General features: G+C 59.8%; 23 protein-coding genes and 1 pseudogene. 9 read left to right on the forward strand and 15 right to left on the reverse strand.

Annotation, left to right across the window (positions count from 1 at the left end):
- Nucleotides 1-34: 34 nt before the first annotated feature.
- The 6 genes and pseudogenes from AB4N53_RS08705 to AB4N53_RS08730 all read right to left on the reverse strand — a co-directional run bounded on the left by AB4N53_RS08705 (nucleotide 35) and on the right by AB4N53_RS08730 (nucleotide 5,011).
- Nucleotides 35-687 (reverse strand): annotated as a pseudogene (locus tag AB4N53_RS08705) (DUF2931 family protein).
- Nucleotides 687-2,228, reverse strand: a complete 1,542-nt coding sequence (locus AB4N53_RS08710; protein ID WP_460119822.1) for a phospholipase effector Tle1 domain-containing protein — start codon at nucleotides 2,226-2,228, stop codon at nucleotides 687-689. Before AB4N53_RS08710 ends, AB4N53_RS08705 begins: the two are co-directional and overlap by 1 nt.
- 148 nt (nucleotides 2,229-2,376) lie before the next feature.
- Nucleotides 2,377-3,075 carry an arsenical resistance protein ArsH gene (gene arsH / locus AB4N53_RS08715; RefSeq protein ID WP_460119824.1) on the reverse strand — a complete coding sequence of 233 codons (699 nt, stop codon included), beginning with the start codon at nucleotides 3,073-3,075 and terminating at the stop codon, nucleotides 2,377-2,379.
- 9 nt (nucleotides 3,076-3,084) lie between these two features.
- The gene (locus tag AB4N53_RS08720; protein WP_460119826.1) at nucleotides 3,085-3,555 is read right to left on the reverse strand and encodes an arsenate reductase ArsC; all 471 of its coding nucleotides are present in this window, start codon (nucleotides 3,553-3,555) and stop codon (nucleotides 3,085-3,087) included.
- A 27-nt stretch (nucleotides 3,556-3,582) separates the two neighbouring features.
- A complete protein-coding gene (locus tag AB4N53_RS08725) occupies nucleotides 3,583-3,930 on the reverse strand; it encodes a metalloregulator ArsR/SmtB family transcription factor (RefSeq protein ID WP_460119828.1) in 348 nt (115 codons plus the stop codon).
- Between the two features lie 196 nt (nucleotides 3,931-4,126).
- On the reverse strand, nucleotides 4,127-5,011 hold the full coding sequence (locus AB4N53_RS08730; RefSeq protein ID WP_460119830.1) for a LysR family transcriptional regulator: 885 nt from the start codon (nucleotides 5,009-5,011) through the stop codon (nucleotides 4,127-4,129).
- Between the two features lie 133 nt (nucleotides 5,012-5,144).
- Between AB4N53_RS08730 and AB4N53_RS08735 the strand changes: the two genes are divergently transcribed.
- On the forward strand, nucleotides 5,145-6,812 hold the full coding sequence (locus AB4N53_RS08735; RefSeq protein ID WP_460119832.1) for a GMC family oxidoreductase: 1,668 nt from the start codon (nucleotides 5,145-5,147) through the stop codon (nucleotides 6,810-6,812).
- 128 nt (nucleotides 6,813-6,940) lie between these two features.
- Nucleotides 6,941-8,563 (forward strand): MFS transporter, encoded by a 1,623-nt coding sequence (locus AB4N53_RS08740; protein ID WP_460119834.1) that lies wholly within the window; start codon nucleotides 6,941-6,943, stop codon nucleotides 8,561-8,563.
- A gap of 52 nt (nucleotides 8,564-8,615) precedes the next feature.
- On the opposite strand, the gene AB4N53_RS08745 is transcribed toward AB4N53_RS08740, so the two are convergent.
- Nucleotides 8,616-8,978 carry a DUF427 domain-containing protein gene (locus AB4N53_RS08745; RefSeq protein ID WP_460119836.1) on the reverse strand — a complete coding sequence of 121 codons (363 nt, stop codon included), beginning with the start codon at nucleotides 8,976-8,978 and terminating at the stop codon, nucleotides 8,616-8,618.
- Nucleotides 8,979-9,170: 192 nt separating this feature from the next.
- Between AB4N53_RS08745 and AB4N53_RS08750 the strand changes: the two genes are divergently transcribed.
- Both AB4N53_RS08750 and AB4N53_RS08755 read left to right on the forward strand, forming a co-directional pair.
- Nucleotides 9,171-11,114, forward strand: a complete 1,944-nt coding sequence (locus tag AB4N53_RS08750) for a DNA topoisomerase III (protein ID WP_460125397.1) — start codon at nucleotides 9,171-9,173, stop codon at nucleotides 11,112-11,114.
- 543 nt (nucleotides 11,115-11,657) lie between these two features.
- A complete protein-coding gene (locus AB4N53_RS08755) occupies nucleotides 11,658-11,987 on the forward strand; it encodes a hypothetical protein (protein ID WP_129999998.1) in 330 nt (109 codons plus the stop codon).
- 87 nt (nucleotides 11,988-12,074) lie between these two features.
- Here AB4N53_RS08755 and cynR read toward each other — a convergent pair whose 3' ends face one another.
- The gene (gene cynR / locus AB4N53_RS08760; RefSeq protein WP_460119838.1) at nucleotides 12,075-12,956 is read right to left on the reverse strand and encodes a transcriptional regulator CynR; all 882 of its coding nucleotides are present in this window, start codon (nucleotides 12,954-12,956) and stop codon (nucleotides 12,075-12,077) included.
- A gap of 120 nt (nucleotides 12,957-13,076) precedes the next feature.
- Between cynR and cynS the strand changes: the two genes are divergently transcribed.
- Together cynS and AB4N53_RS08770 are read left to right on the forward strand one after the other, a co-directional pair.
- On the forward strand, nucleotides 13,077-13,544 hold the full coding sequence (cynS, locus tag AB4N53_RS08765) for a cyanase (protein ID WP_041480833.1): 468 nt from the start codon (nucleotides 13,077-13,079) through the stop codon (nucleotides 13,542-13,544).
- A gap of 59 nt (nucleotides 13,545-13,603) precedes the next feature.
- Nucleotides 13,604-14,263: a carbonic anhydrase gene (locus AB4N53_RS08770; protein ID WP_460119842.1), complete on the forward strand. Its 660-nt coding sequence runs from the start codon at nucleotides 13,604-13,606 to the stop codon at nucleotides 14,261-14,263.
- Nucleotides 14,264-14,389: 126 nt separating this feature from the next.
- Here the strand turns inward: AB4N53_RS08770 and AB4N53_RS08775 are convergent, their stop codons facing one another.
- Together AB4N53_RS08775 and glsB are read right to left on the reverse strand one after the other, a co-directional pair.
- On the reverse strand, nucleotides 14,390-15,892 hold the full coding sequence (locus AB4N53_RS08775; protein ID WP_460119844.1) for an aldehyde dehydrogenase family protein: 1,503 nt from the start codon (nucleotides 15,890-15,892) through the stop codon (nucleotides 14,390-14,392).
- A 182-nt stretch (nucleotides 15,893-16,074) separates the two neighbouring features.
- Nucleotides 16,075-16,983 carry a glutaminase B gene (gene glsB, locus AB4N53_RS08780; RefSeq protein WP_024013269.1) on the reverse strand — a complete coding sequence of 303 codons (909 nt, stop codon included), beginning with the start codon at nucleotides 16,981-16,983 and terminating at the stop codon, nucleotides 16,075-16,077.
- Nucleotides 16,984-17,122: 139 nt separating this feature from the next.
- Here glsB and AB4N53_RS08785 point away from each other — a divergent pair, with 139 nt between their 5' ends.
- The gene (locus AB4N53_RS08785; protein ID WP_460119846.1) at nucleotides 17,123-17,611 is read left to right on the forward strand and encodes a GFA family protein; all 489 of its coding nucleotides are present in this window, start codon (nucleotides 17,123-17,125) and stop codon (nucleotides 17,609-17,611) included.
- Between the two features lie 99 nt (nucleotides 17,612-17,710).
- On the opposite strand, the gene AB4N53_RS08790 is transcribed toward AB4N53_RS08785, so the two are convergent.
- From AB4N53_RS08790 to AB4N53_RS08800, 3 genes are all read right to left on the reverse strand, one after another.
- Nucleotides 17,711-18,997, reverse strand: coding sequence for an ATP-binding protein (locus AB4N53_RS08790; RefSeq protein WP_460119848.1), 1,287 nt, complete (start codon nucleotides 18,995-18,997; stop codon nucleotides 17,711-17,713).
- Nucleotides 18,998-19,705, reverse strand: a complete 708-nt coding sequence (locus AB4N53_RS08795) for a response regulator (protein ID WP_460119850.1) — start codon at nucleotides 19,703-19,705, stop codon at nucleotides 18,998-19,000. It lies immediately after the preceding gene.
- A gap of 182 nt (nucleotides 19,706-19,887) precedes the next feature.
- The gene (locus AB4N53_RS08800) at nucleotides 19,888-20,496 is read right to left on the reverse strand and encodes a MiaE family protein (RefSeq protein WP_041480839.1); all 609 of its coding nucleotides are present in this window, start codon (nucleotides 20,494-20,496) and stop codon (nucleotides 19,888-19,890) included.
- 160 nt (nucleotides 20,497-20,656) lie between these two features.
- Between AB4N53_RS08800 and AB4N53_RS08805 the strand changes: the two genes are divergently transcribed.
- Nucleotides 20,657-21,520, forward strand: coding sequence for a universal stress protein (locus tag AB4N53_RS08805; protein WP_460119852.1), 864 nt, complete (start codon nucleotides 20,657-20,659; stop codon nucleotides 21,518-21,520).
- A gap of 86 nt (nucleotides 21,521-21,606) precedes the next feature.
- Here the strand turns inward: AB4N53_RS08805 and AB4N53_RS08810 are convergent, their stop codons facing one another.
- Nucleotides 21,607-22,077, reverse strand: a complete 471-nt coding sequence (locus AB4N53_RS08810; RefSeq protein WP_101155227.1) for a DUF1289 domain-containing protein — start codon at nucleotides 22,075-22,077, stop codon at nucleotides 21,607-21,609.
- A 467-nt stretch (nucleotides 22,078-22,544) separates the two neighbouring features.
- Between AB4N53_RS08810 and acnB the strand changes: the two genes are divergently transcribed.
- Nucleotides 22,545-25,154, forward strand: a complete 2,610-nt coding sequence (gene acnB / locus AB4N53_RS08815) for a bifunctional aconitate hydratase 2/2-methylisocitrate dehydratase (RefSeq protein ID WP_039763151.1) — start codon at nucleotides 22,545-22,547, stop codon at nucleotides 25,152-25,154.
- A gap of 134 nt (nucleotides 25,155-25,288) precedes the next feature.
- On the opposite strand, the gene AB4N53_RS08820 is transcribed toward acnB, so the two are convergent.
- Nucleotides 25,289-26,569 carry an HAAAP family serine/threonine permease gene (locus AB4N53_RS08820; RefSeq protein WP_460119854.1) on the reverse strand — a complete coding sequence of 427 codons (1,281 nt, stop codon included), beginning with the start codon at nucleotides 26,567-26,569 and terminating at the stop codon, nucleotides 25,289-25,291.
- Between the last annotated feature and the right edge of the window lie 150 nt (nucleotides 26,570-26,719).

Below are 26,719 nucleotides of genomic sequence, written 5' to 3' on the forward strand. Positions count from 1 at the left end.
CGGCGGCACAGTGGACGAATCACGGCTTCAGCGCTTACCAACTTCCGTAAGGAATGCCGAATTTCTCGATATAGCGCTTGGACTTTTCGCTGACGGGATAGGCGTAGCGTCCTTGGTTCTTACCCTGACTCGGCCCTAAAGGCTCGATCTCCGCCTGGGCTCTGGCGACTTTTACAGGATGGTGGCATGAGTCTCTGACCCAGACTTGTACAACACCACCAGGGGCCAAGCCCAGATAGACCGAAGAAATATAGGTGCCTCGCTGCTCCGGTGTTTTCGCGCAGCGCTGGGCGACCGAAACCTGCATCAGTTGTCTGGCTTCTTCGGGTATATCAACCCAGGCTCGATAGGTTTGAGGCTCTACGATGGATTGCCAGCGAACGAAAATTCGTTTTGGCAGGTCAGCCCCAACTACTGCTTTTGCGGACGCGCCCACTCCGTCCCAACCACGGGCCGCCTCGGTGCCGTCTTCAGGTTGCCCGCCCGATGCGGATCCCCCCCGGTGCGCAGAAATGTCCTACCCTTGATATCTTCCACCGCGGTGTCTTCAACCCAGACTTTCATATAGTTGGGCTCGGTAAAACCGAGTTCCCACCATGAAGATTTTGGGTCGCTCTTTTCTGACAGCGGGTCGGCATTACAACCAGCCACAAAAAGCGTACACAGCAGTGCTGCAAATAACTTCATTACCAAAGCGTCCAGTCGGGTACGTGTGGGTGCTTTACTCGGATTGCATCTTCCGTGGGGGCGTTGATGTAAACAGCTCTGATGCCACTCCCATCTCTCCTGCCAAGCGGATGGTTCCAGTTGGCGGATGTGTGAATGTACTTGAGTTTGAGCATTTGCTCCTCCTCTGGCGTGGTGCTGTAGTCGCCAGAGACAAAACGGTCGCATATGGATTGGAGTTCCGCTGGAACGGAATAGTCTGGAGTCTCGGGAATGTCTTCTAAGCGAACGCCTTTGGCTCTGGCGAGTTGATGCATCACGCGCAGGCTCACTCTCGACAGTAATCCACTCACCGGACGCTTGAGTTGGACGGCCGCATAGACTCGCTTGACTCGAGGACTCAGTCGATCCTGAGGGCTGACCGGTAGCAGTAATGGCGGTGGCGTAACGATCTCGAGATTTTCGAGCGGCCAACCTTTGGCTAGCCACTGATTTCTCACATTGATCGCATCCTGGTAGATCGATGTGGTAGCGACATCAGTATACGTACCGACCTCTAGCGTCTGCATTGGGCTAACGAGAACACACTCTTCAGCGTCCTCAAGGTAACCTCCACCCACATCCGAATGCACACCCGGCAAGACGATTTCCGGATGATCCATCGCTACTCGATTGAGAGCAAAGTTAGCCCTGCATTCATCCCGCGCAGCCAACTGCACAACGTCGGTGAAATAACGTCGGTCGAGATAGAGTTTGACCCCCGTTGCGACTGCGCTTTTTATGTTGCCCAGATTGGACCATCCAGCAATCGACGGTACCGTGTCGAACAGCCCAATGAAGCCCACGTTGATGTCGCTGTGATACTGATCAACAAAGGTCGAACTGAGAGCATCGGACATACTGCGGAGAATGTCGCCTAAGGGCCCTTGTTTGCCACGCACTATCTCGTTGGCGAAATGTCTGGCGGCTGCGGCACCGCGACTGAAGCCAAACGTGTCGAAAGTCAACGAAGCAATTTCACTACCGGGATTTTTGTCCAATACTTCAGTGATACGCTGTTCGATCACCGCGAAACAGGATTGGACTCGTCCTGCAACGCCGGTTTCACCACGTCCTGTACCGGCGCCGAATTTGCTGTCTTCTTCACCTGAACGGGTACCTATGCCTTCGACGTAGACCATACCGAAAGCTCTCTTTCGTGGCCCTTCTCCCTCAGCGAGTCGTGTTGCTCCATACAGTTCGCTCAGCTTCTTCACATTGCTGACATCGTTTCCATAACTACTATCCGGATCACCCATATAAGGCTGGCAACTGGCGGGAATATCCTCAGGCGCAATCGGATGCTGAGCGCCACACAACAACCCCGCCGCAGAGTTGTTCGCATTGTTGCCCGTGCCATCAAAGAACACCCCGATCCTCAACGCAATCCCGATTTTCTCAGGTTCGCGCGCGGGCTCTTTCCCATGCTTCTCATACTCGGCCCAATGCCGGGCGTGTATGTCGACGGGTTTGGCTTCTTCGTAACGATAGTTTTTCGGCGGGTTTGGAACGTAGCCACTCAATCCTTGATTCCTTCTGATCCTTGAAGAACGGACCGAAGGGTGACAGCCGGGAGGGGACGGTGCAAGCCGTGGCGGTGTGCCAGCCAAGGAGCGTTATCGCGAGCAGGCTCACTCTCGAAAGGGAATGAGCCTGGCCGTGGACGGCGGGTCAGATCGACCGCTGATTCACCCGTGCCATCAACTGTTGAGCACTCTCCTTGCGCTCGGAATAACGATCCACTAAATACGCCTGCTGCCCACGCAGCAGCACGGTGAACTTCACCAGTTCTTCCATCACGTCCACCACACGGTCGTAAAAGGGCGAAGGTTTCATCCGCCCTTCTTCGTCGAATTCCATATAGGCCTTCGGCACCGAGGATTGGTTAGGGATGGTGAACATGCGCATCCAGCGGCCGAGGACGCGTAGTTGGTTGACCACGTTGAACGACTGCGAACCGCCGCAGACTTGCATCACGGCCAGGGTCTTGCCCTGAGTCGGGCGCACCGCGCCGAGTTCGAGGGGGATCCAGTCGATCTGCGCCTTGAACACGGCGGACATGGCGCCGTGGCGTTCCGGCGAGCACCAGACCTGGCCTTCCGACCACAACACCAGATCGCGCAATTCCTGGACCTTGGGATGGTCGACCGGGACGTCGTCGGGCAGTGGCAGACCGGACGGGTTGAAGATGCGCGTTTCGGCGCCGAAGTGTTCGAGCAGGCGTGCGGCCTCCTCGACCAGCAAGCGGCCGAACGAGCGTTCACGGGTCGAGCCGTAGAGCAGGAGGATGCGCGGTTTGTGTTCGCCCGTAATTGACGTGCGCACTTCATCGAGCAGGCTCGGGTCGAGGTTGGGCAGATGGTCTGGCATGGTGTCCCCTTAAAGCGCGCCGATGCCGTCGAGTTCGGCCTTCAGTTGCTCGCGACTGAGCGAGTCAAACGGCAGATCGAGGAAGGCCTGGCAGCGCTGGCCGATGCGCATCAGGGTGGCGTGGAATGCCGCGTCGATTGCCGCTTCGTCGCCCTGCACTTCGGACGGATCTTCCAGTCCCCAGTGCGCTTTCAGTGCCGGACCGAAATACACCGGGCAGGTTTCCCCGGCGGCTTTGTCGCAGACAGTGATGACGATATCCGGCGGATTTTTTTCGAAGGCGTCGTTGCCTTTGCTGTGCAAGCCGTCGGTAGCGATGCCGTGCTTTTGCAAAGTCGACAGGCTGCGCGGCAGCACTTGGCCTTTGGGAAAACTGCCCGCACTCACTGCTGAGAAACCAGTGGGAGCCAGGTGATTGAACATGGCTTCGGAAAGAATGCTGCGGCAGGTATTGGCCGTGCACATGAACAGGACTCGCATCGATGCGCTCCGTAGAAAGTGGAAGATTCAGCAGCAGGCGCGTTCGCGCACGGGACGGCCATCCATGTGTTGCAGGCGCACGGCGTTGTCCTTGAGCCAATCGGCATTGGCCTTGACGGTCACTTGGAGGATTTCGCCGATCCATGCCGGCAGATCCGGGTTGAGACGGTAATACACCCACTGGCCCTGACGGCGGTCGAGCAGCAAACCATTGCTACGCAGTTGCGCCAGATGACGGCTGATTTTCGGCTGGCTGTCGTCGAGCGCGCACATCAACTCGCAGACGCAGAGTTCACCAAGCTCGGCTATGAGCAGAATGGCGCGGGCGCGGGTCTCGTCAGCGAGGCTTTTAAAGACTTCGGTGGGGGTGATCATGGTGATCGGCTCGCCATATGCGGGAAATCGAATATACGGATATCCATATATTTATCAACCCGTGAAAGCAGCCACAGTGAATAAACGTGTGGGAGCGAGCCTGCTCGCGAAAGCGGTGTGTCAGTCAGCATCGATGTTGCTGAAAGATTGCCTTCGCGAGCAGGCTCGCTCCCACAGGGGGATGGGTTGCATCAGGCTAACCGCGCAACAGGTCCTGCTCCGCCTCACACAATCCCACCACATAATCCCAGACCACCCGCAGCCGCACGGATTTGTGCAGCTCCCGACGCGTGCTGATCCAGTAGCTGCGCTCGATGCTTTCATCCGGCAACAGCGCCACCAGATCCGGGTCGGACGCGGCCATGTAGCAAGGCAACACCGCAATGCCCAATCCTGACCGAGCGGCTTCCTGTTGGGCGATGACGCTGGTGCTGTGAAACACCACGCGCGGGCTGCGGCAGAAGCTGTTGAGGAACATCAGTTCCTGACTGAACAGCAGATCGTCGACGTAACCGATCCACGCATGTCGGCCCAGGTCTTCGCGGCTGTGCAGTGGCGGTGCTTTGTCGAGGTAGGTTTGGCTGGCGTACAACGCAAGTCGATAGTCGGTAAGTTTGCGCGTGACCAGCATGTCGGCGGATGGCCGTTCGAGGTGGATGCTGATTTCCGCTTCGCGATTGAGGATGCTGACGAAGCGCGGCACGGCGACCAGTTCCACTTCCAGGCCGGGATAACGCTCGAACAGACCGATCATGCGGCTGGCGAGGAACTTGATCCCGAGGCCTTCGGTGACGCCAACGCGGATCTTGCCCAGCGGCGCGGTGGACTGGGTGATTTCCTCCTGCGCGAGCAACGCGACGTTTTCCATCGCTTCGGCGTGCTTGAGCAGCGCCTCCCCCGCCGGGGTCATTTCGTAGCCTTGGGCGTGCTGGACGAACAGCGCCGTGCCAAGGCTCTTTTCGATCGACTCGATATGCCGCGCCACCGTTGCGTGGGTGGTGTTGAGCCGGCGCGCGGCGGTAAGCAGGCGGCCGCTGCGTTGCAGCTCGAGAAAAAAGCGCAGGTCGTTCCAGTCGAACATGGGGGGTCCTTGTCGGCTATCGTCGTTGTGCGCTGTTTGAAAACGCACAGCGGCTGCGCAAAAACTAACATTCTTTTAACGAAAGCTAACAACTAGAGTGTCCGACAATAAAAACAAAAAGCGAGGTCAGGGCATGCAGACGTCCCTGGATGAATTCGACTACATCGTGGTCGGCGCCGGCCCCGCCGGGTGCTTGCTGGCCAACCGGCTCTCGGCGGATCCACAGCAACGGGTGTTGCTGCTCGAAGCCGGCGGACGCGACAACTACGCCTGGATCCACATCCCTGTGGGTTACCTTTTCTGCATCGGTAACCCGCGCACCGACTGGTGCTTCAAAACCGAAGAACAACCGGGCCTCAATGGCCGTGCGCTGAGCTATCCGCGCGGCAAGGTGCTGGGCGGCTGTTCGTCGATCAACGGCATGATCTACATGCGCGGCCAGGCCGGCGACTATGACGGCTGGGCGGCCGCAGGCAATTCGGGCTGGGCCTGGAAGGATGTGCTGCCGCTGTTCAAACAGAGCGAAAACCACTTTGCCGGCGGCGCGGAATTCCATGGCGATCAGGGTGAATGGCGAGTCGAGCAACAGCGCCTGTCGTGGCCGATTCTGGATGCCTTTCGCAGCGCCGCCGAGCAAAGCGGCATTGCCAGCATCAATGACTTCAACCAGGGCGACAACGAGGGCTGCGGTTACTTTCAGGTCAACCAGAAAGCCGGGGTGCGCTGGAACGCGGCCAAGGCCTTTTTGAAACCGCTGCGCAGCCGGGCGAACCTGACTGTGCTGACCGGCGTAGAGGTTGATCGAGTCTTGCTGGAGAACGGCCGCGCAGCAAAAGTCAGCGCGCAGCATGAAGGTCGGATCAAACAGTTCGAGGCGCGCAAGGAGATTGTTTTGTGCGCCGGCTCGGTCGGTTCGCCGAGCATTCTGCAGCGCTCGGGAATCGGTCCGCGGCCGCTGCTCGAACGCTTGGGCATCGGCGTGATTCATGAGCTGCCGGGCGTCGGCGGCAACCTGCAGGATCACCTGCAACTGCGCCTGATCTACAAGCTGGAAAACGCCCGCACCCTGAACCAGATCGCCGGCAGCGTGTGGGGCAAGATGGGCATGGGCCTGCGTTATCTGTACGACCGCAGCGGGCCGCTGTCGATGGCGCCGAGTCAGCTGGGGGCGTTCGCCCGTTCCGGCCCGGAACAGACCTCGGCGAACCTGCAATATCACGTGCAGCCGTTATCACTGGAGCGTTTTGGCGAGCCGCTGCACAGCTTCCCGGCGTTCACCGCCTCGGTGTGCGACCTGCGCCCGCAGAGCCGTGGGCGCATCGAGATCCGCTCGGGCGATCCGCAAGCGGCGCCGTTGATCCAGCCCAATTACCTCAGCCACCCGCAAGACCTGCGTGTGGCGGCCGATGCGATTCGCCTGACCCGGCGCATCGTCAGCGCCCCTGCCCTGCAAGCGTTCAAACCGGTCGAATACCTGCCCGGCGACAGCCTGCAAAGCGAAGAACAATTGCATGAAGCGGCGGCGAAAATCGGCACGACGATTTTCCATCCGGTCGGCACTTGCCGCATGGGCAATGACGGCGACGCGGTGGTCGATGCGCAACTGCGCGTGCATGGCGTACCGGGTCTGCGCGTTGCCGATGCGTCGATCATGCCGAAAATCACCTCGGGCAACACCTGTTCGCCTACGCTGATGATTGCCGAAAAGGCGGCACAACTGATTTTGGCTAAACCTGTACACAATTCTAATGTGGGAGCGGGCTTGCTCGCGAAAGCGGAGTGTCATTCACCCTTGATGTGACTGACCCGGCCCCTTCGGGAGCAAGCCCCCTCCCACAGGTTTTTTTGCAGCAGATTCAAGGCATCGCGCTTCACCGGATACGCAACACCAGTGGAACAACAAAAACAATCACTGTGAGGGATACCGATATGTCAGATCACGCTCAGCCGCTGGACGCTGCGGGCAGCGCAGAGACCAGCAATGCAACGCAGAAAGTCATCTTCGCCTCATCACTCGGGACGGTGTTCGAGTGGTATGACTTTTTCCTCTACGGCGCCCTCGCGGCGGTGATCAGCAAGCAGTTTTTCGCCGGAGTCAACGACACCACCGCGTTCATCTTCGCGCTGATGGCGTTCGCCGCCGGCTTCATCGTGCGGCCGTTCGGCGCACTGGTGTTCGGCCGTTTGGGCGACATGATCGGGCGCAAATACACCTTTCTCGCAACGATCATTCTGATGGGCGTGGCGACGTTTTGCGTCGGCCTGCTGCCGACCTATGCCAGCATTGGCATCGCCGCGCCGATTATTCTGGTGGTGCTGCGCATGCTCCAGGGTCTGGCCCTCGGCGGCGAATATGGCGGTGCGGCGACCTACGTGGCCGAACACGCCCCCATTGGCAAACGCGGCTTCCACACCAGCTGGATTCAATCCACCGCGACCCTCGGTCTGTTGCTCTCGCTGCTGGTAGTGCTCGGTTGCCGCTACTTCACCGGCGACCAGTTTGAGGTGTGGGGCTGGCGCATTCCGTTCCTGCTGTCGATCGTGCTGCTGGGCATTTCCACATGGATTCGCCTGAGCCTGCACGAGTCGCCGGCCTATCTGAAAATGAAGGAAGAAGGTAAAACCTCGAAGGCGCCGATCCGCGAATCCTTCGGTAAATGGGAAAACCTCAAAGTCGTGCTGATCGCCCTGTTCAGCATCAACGCCGGGCAAGCGGTGACCTTCTACGCCGCGCAGTTCTACGTGCTGTTCTTCCTCACCCAGTTCCTGAAAATGGACCCGGCGGTGGCCAACAGTCTGTTGATTGTCAGCGTGGTGATCGGTGCGCCATTTTTCATCTTTTTCGGCTGGCTGTCGGACAAGGTCGGGCGCAAACCGGTGCTGATGCTCGGCCTGCTGCTGGCGACGGCGCTGTATTTTCCAATCTTCAAATCCCTGGCCCACTACGCCAACCCGGCGATTGATCTGGCCAGCCGCCAGGCACCGATCACCGTGCTCGCCGATCCGGCCACTTGCACCTTCCAGTTCGATCCGGTGGGCAAGGCCAAATTCGACAGCCCGTGCGACAAGGTCAAGACCTTCCTGGTCAAGCAAGGCCTGCCTTACTCGAGTGTCGCAGCGCCTGCGGGCAGCACCGTGCAAGTGAGTGTCGGCGACGTAAAACTCGATGGTTTCGACGAGGCAGCACTGCGCGGCGCGATTACCCTCGCCGGCTACCCGCAACAAGCCGATATGCAGCAGATCAACAAACCGATGATCGTCGCCCTGATCGTCGCGCTGATCATCATTTCCGCCATGTGCTACGGCCCGCTGGCGGCGCTGATGGTCGAACTGTTCCCGACGCGCATCCGCTACACCTCGATGTCGCTGCCCTATCACATCGGCAACGGCTGGTTTGGCGGCTTCCTGCCCACCGTGTCGTTTGCGCTGGTGGTGTACACCGGGGATATTTTCTACGGGCTGTGGTATCCGGTGCTGATCACCGGGGTGAGCCTGGTGGTGGGGATGATCTGTCTGCGTGAGACGAAGAATATCGATCTCGACACGAACTGAAAAACCCGCTGACACAATGGCGAGGGAAGCGATTCTCTCGCCATTTTTTGCCTCAGGCGTCCGCTTTGATCACTTCGAATTTCACCTGGTCCGGATAAAACGCCACGTAGTCGCGGATCGGTGCGACGGAGACCTTGGGGTTCTCGTACGTCCACACCGCATTGGCCCCCTCATGTCCGGGCACTTGCAGGCTGAAATAGTTGGCGTCGCCCTTGTAAGGGCAATAGCTGGTGTGGTCGGTGCGGGCAAAATATTTCTCGTCGATGTCTTCGCGGGGGATGTAGTAGACCGGCGGGTAGTTGGCCTCATTGAGGATCAGCGCGTGGGAAGACGCGGCGACCTGGATGCCGTGGAATTTCACCAGCAGGCAGCCGCTGAGTTGTTCAACGCTGATCACGGGGCCGGGGCTTTTCATGGGGTTCTCCTGAAGACGGCGAAGAGACCGGTTCAGGTATAGCTGATGGTTTCTGATCCGGTCGGGATTACGGCCGAACGGCAACACCTCCTGCAACGGTTTTATCTGTATATCCATACAGATAAAAGTTGCTCCCGCCGCCAACTCCCGCCATCCTGTGCCGTCCTCACAAACAAACCAGCGATGGAAGCTATGCGGCTGTACCTCTGTGAAAAACCCTCTCAGGCCAAAGATATTGCCGCTGTGCTTGGCGCCAGGCGTCGCGGCGACGGCTGCTGGCTGGGGACGGATGTCACAGTGACCTGGTGCATCGGCCACTTGCTCGAAACCGCGCCGCCGGACGCCTACGACGCGCGCTACAAGCGCTGGGTGCTGGCCGATCTGCCGATCATTCCGGACAAATGGAAAATGACCGTCAAGCCGCGCACCGCCAGCCAGTACAAAGCGGTGAAGCGTCTGCTGGGCGAGGCCAGCGAACTGATCATCGCCACCGACGCCGACCGTGAGGGCGAGATGATCGCCCGGGAACTGGTCGAGCACTGCCGCTATCGCGGGCCGATCCGCCGCTTGTGGCTGTCGGCGCTGGACGAGGCGTCGATTCGCAAGGCCCTGGCTGCGCTGAAGCCGGGAGCCGAAACGTTCAGCCTGTATCACTCGGCATTGGGCCGTTCGCGGGCGGACTGGCTGATCGGCATGAACATGAGCCGACTGTTCACCTTGCTGGGCCGGCAGTCGGGTTATCAGGGCGTGTTGCCGGTAGGACGAGTACAAACGCCGACCCTGCGATTGGTGGTCGACCGCGATCGCAGCATCGCCGACTTCGTCCCGGTGCCGTTCTGGGCAATCGATGTGGATCTACTGCACAACGGCACGGCGTTTACCGCGCAATGGCGCGCACCATCAGACGTTTGCGATGATCAGGATCGCTGCCTGAATCAGGCGTTGGCGCAACAAGCAGCGGCGGCGATCAGCAGTGCGGACAGCGCACGGGTGATCAAGCTGAAAACCGAGCGCATGCGTGAAGTGGCGCCCCTGCCCTTCGATCTCGGCACCTTGCAGGAAGTCTGCTCGAAGAAGCTCGGCCTCGGCGCGCAGGAAACCCTCGATATCGCCCAGGCCCTTTACGAAACCTACAAAGTCATCACCTATCCGCGCAGTGATTGCGGCTTTCTGCCGTTGAGTCAACACGGTGAGGCGCCGTCGATCCTCACAGCGTTGCGCCAGGCCGATCCGAGCCTTGAAGCGTTGCAGGGTTTTCTCGAACCGCAGCGGCGCTCAAGGGCCTGGAATGACGCCAAGGTCAGCGCTCACCACGGCATCATCCCCACCATCGCGGCGAAAAACCTCGAACGCCTGACCGGCAAGCATCGTGCGGTGTACACGCTGATTCGCGCGCGGTATCTGGCGCAGTTCCTGCCCAATCACGAATACGATCGCACCCAGGCCGACTTCGACTGCAACGGGCAGGCATTGCGCGCGGTGGGCAAGCAAATCATCGAACCGGGCTGGAAACGCGCGCTACCCGAGGCATTGGCCCCGGCGAAAGGCCGCGAAGCACCGGCACCGCAAACCTTGCCGACTCTGAGCCAGGGCATCGAATGCGCTGTGGCGAAGGTGAACCTCAAAGACCTATGGACGCAACCGCCCAAACCCTACACCGAGGGCGATCTGATCAAGGCGATGAAGAACGTCGCCAAACTGGTCGAGGATCCGCTGCTCAAACAGAAACTCAAACACACCACCGGCATCGGCACCGAAGCTACCCGCGCGTCGATCATTCAGGGTTTGCTTGATCGCGGTTATCTGGTCAAGAACGGCAAGGCACTGGCGGCGACACCTGCGGCGTTCAGCCTGATCGATGCGGTGCCGCGCGCAATCGCCGATCCCGGCACCACGGCGATCTGGGAACAGGCGCTGGACATGGTGCAAAGCGGTGAGATGAGTCTGGAAGAATTCGTTACCAAACAGGCCGCATGGATGAGCAAGCAGGTCACGCGCTGCTCAGCCCTCAGCCTGACCATCAGCGGCCCGCCTCCCGCCGGCAAAGCCGCAGCGCCGTGGAAGAAAAAGCGCAAGTCGACGGCCAGCAAAACCGCCGCTGCGCGCAAACGCACGGCGCGGCCGGCGACCCGCTGAATCCTTTGCGTTTCCCTATTCCAGGTTGCTGAAACGAATCTTTTCTCATTCCAAAACAGCTTTGTCCGACAATATGTAGTGCTTGAAAATAATCACTACAAAACCGTTGACGGCATCGTTTTGCTTTTGCATGATGAAGACGTTCCCCGATCGGGAGCACTGGTAACACGCTTGAGCAAACTCGTCTGACCGCCGAGTTGTTTTTTCCGGATACACGCTGCCCACAAGGCAGATTGAAGAAGCTGACCTGGCCTGAACGTCCAGTACAAGGACGAGAAGCGCTGGCGAAAATTCTCAAGACGCTTGTGGCCGACATTGGATATGTCGTCAAGGAGCCTCCCGGTTTTCGCTGCTTCTCCTCGTTGTGACGCTATTGCGTAGCAGTTATTCAACACGACTACATGCAACAGATGCATGACCCCGTACTTCATACGGGCGAGCGCTGACGTCCTGGTTTCGGTGCCAGGGATCAACTAACCGATGGGCTACCTGTATTAGCGAATCAACTTTGAAAGATCACCAGACTGGTCAAGGGGCATAACAATGAATCTGAACAATCAACCCACCATCGAAGAACTGGCGCGTATGTTCGCGGCACAGAAAGACAGCCACGACAGCCATATTCTCTGGATCAGCAAGTCGGGCCAGGTGCACATTGACTGCCTGTCGCCCCACGCTGGCGAAGAAGAATTCGACCGCAACCACCAGAACCTGCTGGCCCGCCTGAAGATGTACCGCCGCGGCCACGGTTATGTCGGCAAGAAGGCTGCGGCCGACAAGGACTTCATTGGCAGTGTGCTGCAGACGCTGAAGCAGGCGTGGGATTCGTTGCAAAACCAGAATGAAGTTCGGGTGATTGATCGGTTGTATTGAATAACGCTTCAGCAAAAAAGGGCCTGCTTCGATTAGAAGCAGGCCCTTTTTACATCCAGAACTCACCCTGCAACTTTGTGGTGTTGTTCATGCCCTATGCGTTTCCAGAACAAGATCAACAAACACTAACGCTGCCGCACTGTGATAATTATTCCTGCGCCGCAACAACGCCGCCCCCCGCTGCGGCGCTTCCCCTTGGACATGCAACCGGCGCAATGCCCGGTTTTCGCTGGCAATCGCCTCGGGCAACATAGTCGCCAGCGGCGCATGCCGCACCACTTCCAGCAACGTACTCACCGAATTCACCTCAATCCGCACCTGCGGCGTAATCCCTTGCTGACGGAAATACTCATCCACCGATAACCGCGTGATGAAGCCCGGCGCCAGCAGGGCGAAATCCAGTGAAGCAACTTGCGTCGGCATCAACACCGAACGGCTGTCATACAGCGGATGCCCAAGCCCGACCACGATCCCCAGCGTTTCGGTAAATGCCGGTAGACATTCAATCTCGGCATTGCGCACCGGTGTAAATGCGATCGCGACATCCAGCGAGTCATCGGCGAGGCCGGCCTCGATATCGTCCATCGACAGCTCGAATATTTCCAGATGAATTCCGGGAAACCGCGCCCTGTAATCACGCACCAGCGGCCCGACCAGATACGCCATGAACGTAGGCGTCATCGCCAGGCGCAGCGTGCCTTGGGACAAATCCTTGACGTCGTGCAACGCGCGCTGCCCCGCCTCCAGCTCCACCAGCACGCGCCGCGCGCATTCGATGTAAGCCGTGCCGGCATCGGTCGGTTTCACCGTGCGCGAGGTGCGATCGAACAGGCTGACGCCGAGGGTTTCTTCCAATTGCCGTATCTGCTGCGACAGCGTCGGCTGCGAAACATGCAGCGCTTCAGCGGCCCGGGTGAAGCCACCATGATCGGCAACGGCGAGCAAATAACGCAAATGTCGCAGCAGCATGAGAACACCATCTATAGGCAAGACTTATGCGCAGCATTGTATATCGGACTTGGACGCTATGGATTGGCCGGCGCAAGATAACTCCCACACCGCAAGCCAACCCCTGAAAGGAGTGACACCATGCAACAGTCCCACGCCTACAACGACAACAGCCTGGCCCTGACCACCCGCGTTCTCGACGCCAAGGCGAAAAAAGATCTGTCGTGGCAGGATCTCGCCGACGGTACCGGCCTCAGCCTGGCTTATGTCACCGCCGCCCTGCTCGGCCAGCATCCGCTGCCGGAAAACGCGGCCCAAGTGGTCGGCGACAAGCTTGATCTGAGTGCCGATGACGTCGCCGCTCTGCAGATCATTCCTTTGCGCGGCAGCCTCAGCGGCGTGCCGACCGATCCGACCATCTACCGTTTTTACGAGATGATCCAGATCTACGGCACCACGCTCAAGGCGCTGGTTCACGAGCAATTCGGTGACGGCATCATCAGCGCGATCAACTTCAAACTGGACATCAAAAAAGTCGAAGACCCGGAAGGTGGCTCCCGCGCCGTGGTCACCCTCGACGGCAAATTCCTGCCGCTGCGCCCGTTCTGACACGCCCGGCCCGCACCTTGCGTGCGGGCCATCCGATCCCCGCCAAAGAGAACACGCCCATGAAAGCCCTGATCGACGGCTTCCTGAAATTCCAGAACGAAGCCTTCCCGCAACGCAGCGAACTGTTCAAACATCTGGCCACCACTCAGCAACCCGGCACGCTGTTCATCACCTGTTCCGACAGCCGTGTGGTACCTGAGCTGCTGACCCAGCAAGAGCCCGGCGAACTGTTCGTGATCCGTAACGCCGGCAATATCGTGCCTTCCTACAGCCCTCATCCGGGCGGCGTCTCGGCGACGGTGGAGTATGCGGTGGCGGTGTTGGGAGTGACCGACATCGTGATTTGCGGCCATTCCGATTGCGGCGCAATGACCGCGATTGCCCAGTGCAAATGCATGGATCACCTGCCCGCCGTCAGCGGCTGGTTGCAGCATGCCGAATCGGCGAAGGTGATGAACGAAGCCCGCGTGCATGGCAGCGACGCGGCGAAATTGAGTTCAATGGTGCGCGAGAACGTGATCGCGCAACTGGCGAATATTCAGACCCACCCGAGTGTGCGCCTGGCCCAGGAGCAAGGGCGGCTGAATCTGCATGGCTGGGTATACGACATCGAGACCGGTTCGATCGACGCGCTCTCTGCCGATCGTCGCACCTTTGTGCCGCTGGCCGAGCAACCTGAGACATGCGCGATCAGCGCGCAAATCTACCACGCCGCCTGACTCGCCCCTGTAGGAGCTGCCGAAGGCTCGGGCCGCGTTCGGACGAGCCTTTGATCCTGGGATGTAAATCAAGACCAAAGATCGCAGCCTTCGGCAGCTCCTACACGGTGCGGTCCGCATTTCACGTTAGCGTTTTACCGTGAGATCAACCTGGGTCATCCTGCTGCGCACGGTAAACACACCGTCACCGGAAAGAATCGCACTGCGCGCGAACAGGCGCCCGCTCTCCCAGTTCGAAAGGCCCAGCTCAGGCTTGTTCAACGCGTACTGGCCATCGACCCAACGGGTGATGCCGTTGCCCACGAACGGCGCATTCACCGCGTTGTAGAAGCGTTCCTGAACCGCCGCAGCCTCGCTGATCAACGACACCGTGAATTGCGGGCTGTAACGGTTGAACAGCGCAATCGCCTGATCCAGATCGTCGACGATCATCAGGCTGACTTCCGGGGTTTCTTCCCATTCCCACTCGCGGCCCAGGTCCGACTCGGGCAAGGATTCGGCCAGCGCTTCGGTCCGGTAACCCTCGGCGCGATAAACCTCGACCGTTGCGTTCTGCCATTCGCTTGGCAGGCAACTTTCGCTGCCCGCGACGATGTGCAATTTGCAGCCTTGGCCGCGCGCAGTACCGGCGTCTTTCAAGGCATCGAGGAATAGCGGCACCAGCTCATCGGCGCGTTCGCGCTGAATCAGGCAGACGTTCAGGGTGTTGCAGACCTTGCGGTCAAGCGAGTTGCGCACCACCGCCGCGAAGCGAGTGGCGTCGGCATCACGCTCGGCGATCAGCCACGCGCCGCCGGTGCCGTGCAGGCTGACGGCGGTGCCGGCCTGCTGGGCGATGCTGCCCAACTGACTGACCGCACGGCCCGAGCCGCGCGCTACCGCCAGCGACAGACGTCGATCGGCGAACATCGCCCAACCGGCGGCATGATTGACGCTTTCGACCAACGACACCGCGCCCACCGGCAAGCCGGCTTCGGCCAGTGCTGGATTCAGCGCGTGAGTGACGATGGCTTGCGCAGTGCCCAACGCATCGCTGCCGATGCGCAGCACAGCCGTATTACCGGTGCGCAACACCCCGGCGGCGTCGGCAAATACGTTGGGCCGGCCTTCGAAGACAAACGCGACGATGCCCAGCGGCGAAACCACTTGCTCGACCTTCCAGCCGTCGTGCTCGACACTGCTGATCACTTTGCCACGCGTCGGTGGCGCATCACGCCACGCGCGCAGCCCGGCGATCATGTCGCGGCGCATGCGTTCATCGGCGAGCAGACGTGTGGTCGAGCGACCGCGAGCCTTGGCCCGTTCGATGTCGGCGCGGTTGGCGGCTTCGATCTGCGCCCAGCATTCAGGGTTTTCCAGGCGCTGAGCGAACAGATCGAAAAACTGGCTGATGGCTTCATCGGACACCGCCGACAACGTTGTGAATGCCCCAGCCGCACGCTCGATTGCCACCGAGGCGGCCTGCTGATCGGCGACGGGGATCAGCAACAACTCGCCACTGACCTGCTCGACCAGCAAATGGTCACCGGGCTGAAACCGCGCGGCCAGTTCGGGGCTGACCACGGTGACGCGGTTACCAGCGAAAGGGATCGGCGTGCCAGCGACTAGACGTTCGAGCGCAAGAGACATGAAGCGGATTCACCATGCAGAGGGCGGCCGGAAAATGTATAGAACACGATCCTGCAAAGCAACACTGCACCCTGTGGGAGCGAGCCTGCTCGCGAAAGCGTCCGATCAGACGACATCGATGCTGAATGTGCCGACCTCTTCGCGAGCAGGCTCGCTCCCACACTGAAAATCGTGGTGTGTCTTCAGAAGACGGACCAGCCAATACGCGAACTCAGCAACTCCAGTGCCGCCATCCCCGCCAGCGAGTTGCCGGCCGCATTCAACTCCGGCGACCACACGCACACGCTGAACTGCCCCGGCACCACCGCAACGATGCCGCCGCCAACCCCGCTCTTGCCCGGCAGCCCGACGCGATAAGCGAAGTTGCCCGCCTCGTCATACAGACCGCTGGTGGCCATGATCGAGTTGACTTGCTGGGTCTGGCGGCGCGTCAGGATCTGCTCGCCGCTGTGCTTGCAGAACCCGTCATTGGCCAGAAAGCAGAACGCCCGGGCCAGATCGATGCAGTTCATGCGCAGCGCGCAGTGGCTGAAATAGCTGCGCAATACTGCTTCGACATCGTTGTGAAAGTTGCCGAACGACTGCATCAGATAGGCCATCGCGGCATTGCGCGCGCGGTGCTGGTATTCGGAGTCGGCGACCTTGCCGTCGATCATGATCTGCGGGTTGCCGGACAGACGCCGGACAAAATCACGCATCGACAGTGTCGGCGCCGCGAAGCGTGACTGGTTGATGTCGCAGATCACCAGCGCCCCGGCGTTGATGAACGGGTTACGCGGGCGGCCGCGCTCGAATTCCAGTTGCACCAGCGAATTGAACGGCTGGCCGGACGGCTCATGGCCAAGCCGTTCCCAGATTGCTTCGCCGGAATGATCGATGGCCTGCACCAGGCTGAACACCTTGGAAATACTCTGCACCGAGAACGGCGTTTCAGCGTCGCCGGCGCAATACATTTCGCCGTCGTTACTGTACACGGCGATGCCCAACTGGTTGGCCGGCACCGTGCCGAGGGCGGGAATATAGTCAGCGACCTTGCCCTGCCCGATCAGGGGCCGGACCGCGTCAAGGATCTCGTTCAACAACGCTTGCATGCCGGGTTCCGAAAGTCTCGCCCCATGGGATCGCGGGGACACTGGGGCTAGACGCTGCGCCCGCCGGTCGCATCACACCGACAAGCGCCACGCAAAATGTTCTAGGCTGAACCGGATCATTCAGACACAGGAGAGCACCATGCACCTCGAAGGCTCCTGCCATTGCGGCGCAGTCATGTTCAGCCTCGACAGCGCCCATCCTTATCCCTATCAACGCTGCTATTGCTCGATCTGCCGCAAGACCCAGGGCGGCGGCGGTTATGCGATCAACCTTGGCGGCGACGCGACCACGCTCAAGGTTCGCGGGCGCAAAAACATCAGCGTCTATCACGCGAAAATGAAAGCCGACGGCGATAAGCGCGCCCATCGCAGCGGCGCCGAACGCCACTTCTGTGCGCTATGCGGCAGCGGCCTCTGGCTGTTCAGCCCGGAGTGGCCAGAACTGATTCATCCATTCGCCTCGGCGATCGATACGCCGCTGCCGGTGCCGCCGGAACACACGCACCTGATGCTCGGGTCAAAAGCGCCGTGGGTTGAAGTCGAGGCCAAGGCCAAAGATCAGCAGTTTGATGAGTACCCGGAGGAATCGATTGCCCAGTGGCATGAGCGACTCGGTGTGACCCGCTGAAAACCGCGCCCTTCGCGAGCAGGCTCGCTCCCACATTTGGAATGCGATCCCCTGTGGGAGCGAGCCTGCTCGCGAAGGGACCGGGTCAGGCAATATCATTCAATCCAGATGCGCCCAGGTCATCCTGAACAGCGCCCCACCCCACACCGAATCGCCGACCTGAACCTGCCCGCCATGGGACTGCGACACCCGCCTCACCAGCGCCAGGCCCAGGCCGAAACCCCCGGTGCGACGATCCCGGCTGGCGTCCAGTCGTGAAAACGGTTCGAAGATTCTTTCCCGGCCATCCAGCGGCACGCCCGGCCCGTCATCGCTGACCCGCACTTCATAGTCATCGCCATTGCGCAGCAGAGATACCTCAACACGCTGCTCGGCATAGCGGATGGCATTGCGCAGCAGGTTGATCACCGCGCGCGCCATGAAACGCGGTTCGATACTGACAGTGTCAACCTGGCAACCTGCAATCGCTAACTGTACCCCAGCCGCTTCAGCTTCCAGCGCCACGCTACCGACGACGCTATCGAGCCAGTCGACCGCCTGAATAGTCTCCCTTTTGATGACCATCGCACCGTGCTCGAGGCTGGCGTAGGTCAGCAGCTCGGAAACCATTTCCTCGAGTTCGCCGAGGTCGGCGTACATGTCCGCGATCAGCTCTCGATTCTGGCTCGCGTCGGGCTGCTGCTTGAGCTGATCGAGTTCGAACGACAGCCGCGCGATCGGTGTGCGCAATTCGTGGGACACCGCGTTGGTCAGTTCGCGCTGGTTGGCGATCAAGCCCTCGATGCGCGCCGCCATCAGATTGAAGTGCTCGGCCAGATCGCGGATGTTCGAGCGCCGCGACAACTGGATGCGCACCGACAGATCATTATCGCCGAAACGCTCGGCCGCCAGGCGCAGCTTTTCCAGATCGCGCCAGTGTGGACGCACCCAGAAAAACAGAACGATGCCGATCAACACCGCCAACATCATGTACGCCGCAGTGATGTAGAACGGCATCAGACTCGGCTCGGGCGGGAGCTTGATGCTGAGCAACTGCGAGCCGCCGTCGATGTTGCTGATGAACTGCGTGTAGTCGTCGCGGATCACCAACAGGTTGTGCGCCAGTTCAGCTTTTTCCTGCGGCGTCAGGGCCAGTTGATCGGCCTCGACCAGACTCAGCGACAAACCGTAATGGGCGCGCAACGAATCGAGTTTCTGCTCACGCTCGGCACCCTGACGGCCTTGCAGATGATCGACCAGCGACCAAGCCTGACCGCGCACGGCTTCACGGTTGTAATCGCGCATCTGGCTGTCGAGCAACGCGTTGAACGTGTGTTCGACGGTCTGCAAGGCCAGCACCAGACCCACCGTCATCACCAGAAACAGCCCGAGAAACAAACGCAGCATCTACAACTCCCACGCGAACGGATTGAACAGATAGCCCTTGCCCCATACGGTCTTGATGCACACCGGCTCGCGCGGATTGTCCTTGAGTTTGTTGCGCAATTTGCTGATGTAGACGTCGACGCTGCGGTTGAGGCCGTCGAAAGCGATGCCGCGCATGCGATTGAGAATGTCATCGCGGGAAAGAATCTTGCCCGCTGCGCTGGCGAGCAACCAGAGCAACTCGAACTCCATGGTGGTCAGCTCGATCAGCTCACCGGCCAAGCGCACTTCACGGCAACTGCGGTCGATGCTCAATTGCCCGAACTCAAGGAAACTGACGACGCTGGTGTCCGGCGTCTGCCGCCGTTGCAACGCGCGCAGCCGCGCGAGCAGTACCGGCGGCTTGATCGGTTTGATTACGTAGTCGTCAGCGCCGGACTCCAAGCCGAGGATGTGATCGAGGTCGTCTTCCTTGGCGGTGAGGATCACGATCGGCGTGTCCGAGACGCTGCGGATTTCCCGGCAGACCTGCAACCCGCTCTGCCCCGGCAACATCAGATCGAGCACGACCATTTTCGGCTTGAATTCGAGAAACGCAGCCACGGCCAGATCCCCCCGATGCACCGTGCGTACCTCGTAGCCGTGTTGTTCAAGAAAGTGCGCGATCAACGCGGCGAGACGCTCATCGTCTTCGACCAGCAGCACCTTGCCGAAACCCAGGTTATCCATAATGACCGTTGCCAAGCCAAATGTGAAAGGGCCGATATTATGCGGGCAATCATTGATCAGGCGCTGACGCCAGACAGCAAAAACCGGCCACGCGGGCCGGTTTTCGGTGATGTTTCATACTTTTAAGATTTTTTTACAATCCGACAATGATGTCCGATTGGATTGCGGCAGCTCCAACCCGATCACGCGGCGACCGGAACACCGCTGTGGAAGCGGAATTCCTCGTCCGGCGATTCGATCAGTTCCTGCTCGGCCGCACGGACGCGCTCGATCACCTGCGCGACATCCTTGGCATCACCATACTGATAGGCCAGTTTCAGATAGCCCTGAAAATGCCGCGCCTCGCTTTTGAGCAAACCGAAATAGAACTTGCCCAGTTCTTCGTCCAGATGCGGCACCAGTGCTTCGAAGCGTTCACAGCTGCGCGCTTCGATGAAGGCACCAACCACCAGCGTATCCACCAGTTTCACCGGTTCGTGACTGCGCACCACTTTGCGCAGGCCCGAGGCGTAGCGGCCGGCGTGCAGCTGACGCAGCTCGATCTTGCGCCGTTTCATGATGCGCATGACCTGCTCGTGATGCACCAGTTCTTCCCGGGCCAGGCGCGACATCATGTTGATCAGGTCGACGTGGGCGTGGTACTTGGCAATCAGGCTCAGCGCGGTACTGGCGGCCTTGAACTCGCAGTTTTTGTGGTCGATCAGCAGGGTTTCCTGATCGGCCAGTGCCGCCTGGACCCAAGCGTCGGGGGTGCGGCAGCCAAGGAATTCGTGGATTTCGGGAAGGATCATGGGGCTCACGGTAAAAAGGTGTTCGAGCGAAGGGCGCCGATTATACCGGCCTGCCCGCAGACCACCAGCAGCGGCTGTTGATATGCATCAAGTCGCAGACGTTCGGGTAGCAACTATAGTTGTGCAACGCCGTGCCTTTTCTTTGCTGGAGACTCCGCTCATGCAAGCCATTCGCAGCATTCTGGTGGTCATCGAACCTGAACATGCGGAAAGCCTGGCGCTCAAACGCGCCAAGCTGATCGCCGGTGTCACCCAGGCTCATCTGCACCTATTGGTGTGCGACAAAAAGCATGACCACGCCGGCCTGCTCAGCGTGCTCAAGGCTGCATTGCTCGCCGAAGGCTACAGCGTGACCACCGAACAGGCGTGGAACGAGAGCCTGCACGAAACCATCATCGATGTGCAGCAGGCCGAAGGTTGCGGCCTGGTGATCAAGCAGCACTTCCCCGACAGTTCACTGAAAAAGGCTTTGCTGACTCCGGCGGACTGGAAGTTGCTGCGTCACTGCCCTACTCCGGTGTTGCTGGTGAAAACCGCCGGCTCATGGAAGGACAAAGTGATTCTTGCTGCGGTCGATGTCGGCAATGCCGACGGTGAGCACCGGCATTTGCACAGCACCATCATCGATCACGGCTATGACATCGCCAGTCTGGCCAAGGCGCATCTGCACGTGATCACCGCGCATCCGTCGCCGATGCTCTCGGCGGCAGACCCGACGTTTCAGCTCAAGTCGACCATAGAAGCCAGATACCGCGAGCAGTGCCGGGCGTTTCAGGCTGAGTTCGATGTCGATGACGAGCACCTGCACGTCGAGGAGGGACCGGCGGATGTGCTGATTCCATTCATGGCGCACAAGCTGCAGGCAGCCGTGACGGTGATTGGTACAGTGGCGCGCAGTGGCTTGTCAGGCGCGTTGATCGGCAATACCGCTGAAGCGGTGCTGGATACGCTGGAAAGCGATGTGCTGGTGCTCAAGCCGCAGGAGGTTGAGGATCATCTGGTGGAACTGACCGTGAAACATTAAGAGCAAAAGATCGCAGCCTTCGGCAGCTCCTACAGGTAGAACGCATTCCCATGTAGAAGCTGCCGAAGGCTGCGATCTTTTGCTGTTCAGGCGCCGAAGGCGTCTTTCAGAAAGCCCGGGGCGATGTAGCGCTGATAATGCGCTTCCGACAGCAGGAAGAATTCCCGATCAATGGCATCACGCAGTTCCGGCAGGTTCCAGTCGCGGAACTCTGGCAGCAACACCATCCCGTACGCCTCGAGATTAACGATCACCCGCGCCCCCCGGGCGATCAGCTGATAGGCCCAGCAATATTCCGACTGATGCGGTACGAAGCGGATCTTGCGCTGCTCGAGCTGCTCGCGCAGGCGCGCCGGATCGAAGATCTCGACCTTGCTCGCCATCACTTGTGACAGCAATTGCTCCAGACGCAGCCACACCGCACGCTTTTCCTCCTCGTTGTACCCATTCCAATGGATCACTTCGTGGTGGAAACGCTTGCAGCCACGGCACACCAGGTCACCGTAAACGGTGGAGCAGAGGCCGACGCAGGGGGTCTTGATGGTCTGATTGGGCATAAATGGGCAGAACACTGAAACGCGGAACAGGCCGGCATGTTAGCCCTTTGTCAGGCATTGATCACCCCTCAAACAGCAAGGTCTCGCCAGCGTCGCAGGTTTGCTCCGGCCATGTTGATTGCCACGAAAGTCCAATAGAGCGCGACTTACCTTTAAATTTTTTTTGCCGTAGAATCAGCCAGCCTTTTAAGGCGCCAATGTCCGTTAGAAGCTGTTTTCAAAGCGTCACGAGCACAGTCGTTCCTTCAGAGCGGTGTTGGCGAAGGGTTTTTCCAGCGGGGAAAAGCCCAACGCCAACCCTCATCAGCTCCCCGTTCTGCAGGCGTAAAACTTTGAAAGCAGCTTCTGTAAGGAATTGCCGGTAATTCTGGCCGAACGACCCACAACGTCGTGAGGCGCATGAGTACGGCAATTTCGGGATGAGCGTCCCGGACACCCATTTGGGACCACTGATGAGGGTAATAACTGTGCTTGAAGCCTACCGCAAACATATCGAAGAGCGTGCAGCCCTGGGTATCGTTCCCCAGCCGCTTAACGCCGAACAAACAGCAGGCCTGATCGAGCTGCTGAAGAACCCTCCGGCTGGCGAAGAAGCTTTCCTCGTTGACCTGATCACCAATCGCGTTCCACCTGGAGTGGACGAAGCCGCCTACGTCAAGGCCGGTTTCCTGTCTGCCCTGGCCAAGGGCGAAGCCACCTCCCCTCTGCTGGACAAGAAACGCGCTGTAGAACTGCTCGGCACCATGCAGGGCGGCTACAACATCGTCACCCTCGTTGAACTGCTGGACGACGCCGAGCTGGCGCCAGTCGCCGCCGAAGAACTCAAGCACACCCTGCTGATGTTCGACGCCTTCCACGACGTCGCGGAAAAAGCCAAGAACGGCAACGTTCACGCCAAAGCCGTGCTTCAATCCTGGGCTGACGGCGAGTGGTTCAAGAAGCGTCCGGTGCTGGCCGACAAGATCAGCCTGCGCGTTTTCAAAGTGACCGGCGAAACCAACACCGACGACCTCTCCCCTGCGCCAGACGCCTGGTCGCGTCCTGATATCCCGCTGCACGCCCTGGCCATGCTGAAAATGGCCCGTGACGGTATTGTTCCGGACGAGCAAGGCAAGACCGGCCCGATGAAGCAGATCGAAGAAATGCGCGGCCAGGGTTTCCCGATCGCCTACGTCGGTGACGTGGTCGGTACCGGTTCGTCGCGCAAATCGGCCACCAACTCGGTGCTGTGGTTCTTCGGCGACGACATCCCGTACGTGCCGAACAAGCGCGCCGGCGGTTTCTGCTTCGGCAGCAAGATCGCTCCGATCTTCTACAACACCATGGAAGATGCCGGCGCCCTGCCGATCGAGTTCGACGTGTCGAACATGAACATGGGCGACGTTATCGACCTGTACCCGCACGCTGGCAAAGTCTGCAAGCACGGTACCGACGAAGTCATCACCACTTTCGAAATGAAAACCCCGGTGCTGCTGGACGAAGTCCGTGCCGGCGGTCGTATCCCGCTGATCATTGGCCGTGGCCTGACCGAGAAGGCTCGCGCCGAATTGGGTCTGCCGCCGTTCGACCTGTTCAAGAAGCCGGAAGCTCCGGCTGAAAGCACCAAGGGCTTCACCCTGGCGCAGAAAATGGTCGGCAAGGCCTGCGGTCTGGCAGAAGGCCAGGGCGTACGTCCTGGCACCTACTGCGAACCGAAGATGACCACCGTGGGTTCTCAGGACACCACGGGGCCGATGACCCGTGACGAACTGAAAGACCTGGCGTGCCTGGGCTTCTCCGCTGATCTGGTGATGCAGTCGTTCTGCCACACCGCGGCTTATCCAAAGCCGATCGACGTGACCACTCACCACACCCTGCCTGACTTCATCATGACCCGCGGCGGCGTTTCCCTGCGTCCGGGTGACGGCATCATCCACTCGTGGCTGAACCGCATGCTGCTGCCGGACACCGTCGGTACCGGTGGTGACTCGCACACCCGTTTCCCGATGGGCATCTCGTTCCCGGCCGGTTCCGGTCTGGTCGCGTTCGCCGCTGCCACTGGTGTAATGCCGCTGGACATGCCGGAATCGATCCTGGTGCGCTTCAAAGGCAAGATGAAACCTGGCATCACCCTGCGTGACCTGGTTCATGCCATTCCGTACTTCGCTATCCAGAACGGTCTGCTGACCGTCGAGAAGAAAGGCAAGAAAAACGCCTTCTCCGGCCGCATCCTGGAAATCGAAGGCCTGGAAGGTCTGACCCTGGAGCAGGCGTTCGAACTGTCCGACGCCTCGGCCGAACGTTCGGCTGCCGGTTGCACCATCAAGCTGTCGAAAGAGTCGATCACCGAGTACCTGCAGTCCAACATCACCCTGCTGCGTTGGATGATCGGCGAAGGCTACGGCGATGCCCGCACTCTGGAACGCCGCGCTCAAGCGATGGAAGCCTGGATCGCCAATCCTGAGCTGATGGAAGCCGATGCCGACGCCGAATACGCCGAAGTCATCGAAATCGATCTGGCCGAGATCAACGAGCCTGTGCTCTGCGCGCCGAACGATCCGGACGACGCCCGTCTGCTGTCCAGCGTTGCTGGCGAGAAGATCGACGAAGTGTTCATCGGTTCGTGCATGACCAACATCGGTCACTTCCGCGCTGCCGGTAAACTGCTGGATCAGGTCAAGGGTCAGCTGCCAACCCGTCTGTGGCTGTCGCCGCCGACCAAGATGGACGCTCACCAACTGACCGAAGAAGGCTACTACGGCATCTACGGCAAGGCCGGCGCACGCATGGAAATGCCAGGCTGCTCGCTGTGCATGGGTAACCAGGCACGCGTTGAGCCGAACAGCACCGTGGTGTCGACTTCGACCCGTAACTTCCCGAACCGTCTGGGCGACGGCGCGAACGTCTACCTGGCCTCGGCCGAGCTGGCGTCCGTGGCTTCGATCCTGGGTCGCCTGCCGACCGTCGAGGAGTACATGGAATACGCTGGCAAGATCGACAGCATGGCGGCCGATGTCTACCGCTACCTGTCCTTCGACCAGATCGCCGAGTTCCGTGAAGCTGCTGCGAACGCCAAGATCCCGGTCGTTCAAGCCTAACGCTGCAAGGCAATAAAAAACGCCGCCCATCGTGAGATGAGCGGCGTTTTTTTATGCCTGCCGGGCATGCATCACGCAAAACCTAGTGGGAGCGAGCCTGCTCGCGATGGCAGGCTCGCAATCGCACAGATCGGTCAGACAGACAGTTTGTAAACCAACGCCGAAATCGCCACCAGCCCGACCGCCGTAACAAATACGTTCGACGCCTGACCGCGATAGCGCGCCATCGCTGGAACCTTGCGGATGGCATACATCGGCATCAGAAACAGAATCGCCGCAATCACCGGACCACCGATGGTCTCGATCATGCCGAGGATGCTCGGGTTCAGCGTCGCGACAATCCAGCAGATCACCAGCATCAACGCCGCCACAATGCGATCCAGCGCCTTGGCGCCGGGGCGTTTGCCGCTCTTGACGATCAACCCCTTGAGACCTTCGCTGGCACCAATGTAATGGCCGAGGAACGACTTGGAGATCGCCACAAAGGCAATCAACGGCGCCGCGAAGGCGATGGTCGGGTTGCTGAAGTGGTTGGCCAGGTACGACAGGATCGACAGGTTCTGGTCTTTGGCCTCCGCCAATTGCTCCGGCGACAGGGTCAGTACGCAGCTGAATACGAAGAACAGCACCATCAGCACCATCAGTGCGTGGGCGCGGGAGAGGATCTGCGAACTGCGCTCTTCGGCATGCACGCCGTAGCGGCGCTTCTGATCAACCGCAAATGCCGAGATGATCGGCGAATGGTTGAACGAGAACACCATCACCGGAATCGCCAGCCACAGCGTGTGCAGGAGCGCGGACGGCGCCGGCACTTGCGAGGCAGTGGCGAGGATGCCGCCGTTCCAGTGCGGAATCAGGTATACGGCGAGGAACAGCAGCGCGACGATGAACGGATAGACCATCAGGCTCATGGCCTTTACGATTGCTTGCTCGCCGCACCGCACCACGGCCAGCAGCCCGAGAATCAGCACGAACGACAGCAGCGCGCGCGGCGGCGGTGTGATGTGCAGTTGATGTTCGAGGAAACTGGCGACCGTGTTGGTCAGGCCGACGCTGTAGATCAACAGGATCGGGAAGATGGCGAAGAAGTACAACAACGTGATCAGGGCGCCGGCCTTGATACCGAAATGCTGTTCGACCACTTCGGTGATATCGGCGCCTTCGCGACCGGACAGCACAAAACGGGTCAGACCACGGTGTGCGTAAAACGTCATCGGGAACGCCAGCAGCGCAAGGATCACCAGCGGCCAGAAGCCACCCAGCCCTGCGTTGATCGGCAAAAACAGGGTGCCGGCGCCAATGGCCGTCCCAAACAGTCCCAGCATCCAGGTGGTGTCCTGGCGATTCCAGCTCGAAAGTTCAGCGGGTGCTGCTCCGTCGAAGCGCTTTTCGAGGCTATTGGCCTGATCATTCATCCGGTCGGATCTCCGCTTTCCGGTCACTTGCCACTCGGTCAGGACGCGTCGGAAAAAACCGACAGACATGCTCCGGCCGAAACAGGGGCGCGATTCTCCGTGATAAATCAACGCAAGCAAAGACTTAGCTGAGGAATGGTTGTGCGGAGC

This window comes from Pseudomonas sp. H3_E04 (genome assembly GCF_054668915.1).

What these genes read in the sequence shown, in the direction of transcription:
- arsH (WP_460119824.1), bottom strand. Translation starts at nt 3,075, where the DNA reads ATGCCAGACCATCTGCCCAACCTCGACCCGAGCCTGCTCGATGAAGTG.
- AB4N53_RS08720 (WP_460119826.1), bottom strand. Translation starts at nt 3,555, where the DNA reads ATGCGAGTCCTGTTCATGTGCACGGCCAATACCTGCCGCAGCATTCTT.
- AB4N53_RS08725 (WP_460119828.1), bottom strand. Translation starts at nt 3,930, where the DNA reads ATGATCACCCCCACCGAAGTCTTTAAAAGCCTCGCTGACGAGACCCGC.
- AB4N53_RS08730 (WP_460119830.1), bottom strand. Translation starts at nt 5,011, where the DNA reads ATGTTCGACTGGAACGACCTGCGCTTTTTTCTCGAGCTGCAACGCAGC.
- AB4N53_RS08735 (WP_460119832.1), top strand. Translation starts at nt 5,145, where the DNA reads ATGCAGACGTCCCTGGATGAATTCGACTACATCGTGGTCGGCGCCGGC.
- AB4N53_RS08740 (WP_460119834.1), top strand. Translation starts at nt 6,941, where the DNA reads ATGTCAGATCACGCTCAGCCGCTGGACGCTGCGGGCAGCGCAGAGACC.
- AB4N53_RS08745 (WP_460119836.1), bottom strand. Translation starts at nt 8,978, where the DNA reads ATGAAAAGCCCCGGCCCCGTGATCAGCGTTGAACAACTCAGCGGCTGC.
- AB4N53_RS08750 (WP_460125397.1), top strand. Translation starts at nt 9,171, where the DNA reads ATGCGGCTGTACCTCTGTGAAAAACCCTCTCAGGCCAAAGATATTGCC.
- AB4N53_RS08755 (WP_129999998.1), top strand. Translation starts at nt 11,658, where the DNA reads ATGAATCTGAACAATCAACCCACCATCGAAGAACTGGCGCGTATGTTC.
- cynR (WP_460119838.1), bottom strand. Translation starts at nt 12,956, where the DNA reads ATGCTGCTGCGACATTTGCGTTATTTGCTCGCCGTTGCCGATCATGGT.
- cynS (WP_041480833.1), top strand. Translation starts at nt 13,077, where the DNA reads ATGCAACAGTCCCACGCCTACAACGACAACAGCCTGGCCCTGACCACC.
- AB4N53_RS08770 (WP_460119842.1), top strand. Translation starts at nt 13,604, where the DNA reads ATGAAAGCCCTGATCGACGGCTTCCTGAAATTCCAGAACGAAGCCTTC.
- AB4N53_RS08775 (WP_460119844.1), bottom strand. Translation starts at nt 15,892, where the DNA reads ATGTCTCTTGCGCTCGAACGTCTAGTCGCTGGCACGCCGATCCCTTTC.
- glsB (WP_024013269.1), bottom strand. Translation starts at nt 16,983, where the DNA reads ATGCAAGCGTTGTTGAACGAGATCCTTGACGCGGTCCGGCCCCTGATC.
- AB4N53_RS08785 (WP_460119846.1), top strand. Translation starts at nt 17,123, where the DNA reads ATGCACCTCGAAGGCTCCTGCCATTGCGGCGCAGTCATGTTCAGCCTC.
- AB4N53_RS08790 (WP_460119848.1), bottom strand. Translation starts at nt 18,997, where the DNA reads ATGCTGCGTTTGTTTCTCGGGCTGTTTCTGGTGATGACGGTGGGTCTG.
- AB4N53_RS08795 (WP_460119850.1), bottom strand. Translation starts at nt 19,705, where the DNA reads ATGGATAACCTGGGTTTCGGCAAGGTGCTGCTGGTCGAAGACGATGAG.
- AB4N53_RS08800 (WP_041480839.1), bottom strand. Translation starts at nt 20,496, where the DNA reads ATGATCCTTCCCGAAATCCACGAATTCCTTGGCTGCCGCACCCCCGAC.
- AB4N53_RS08805 (WP_460119852.1), top strand. Translation starts at nt 20,657, where the DNA reads ATGCAAGCCATTCGCAGCATTCTGGTGGTCATCGAACCTGAACATGCG.
- AB4N53_RS08810 (WP_101155227.1), bottom strand. Translation starts at nt 22,077, where the DNA reads ATGCCCAATCAGACCATCAAGACCCCCTGCGTCGGCCTCTGCTCCACC.
- AB4N53_RS08820 (WP_460119854.1), bottom strand. Translation starts at nt 26,569, where the DNA reads ATGAATGATCAGGCCAATAGCCTCGAAAAGCGCTTCGACGGAGCAGCA.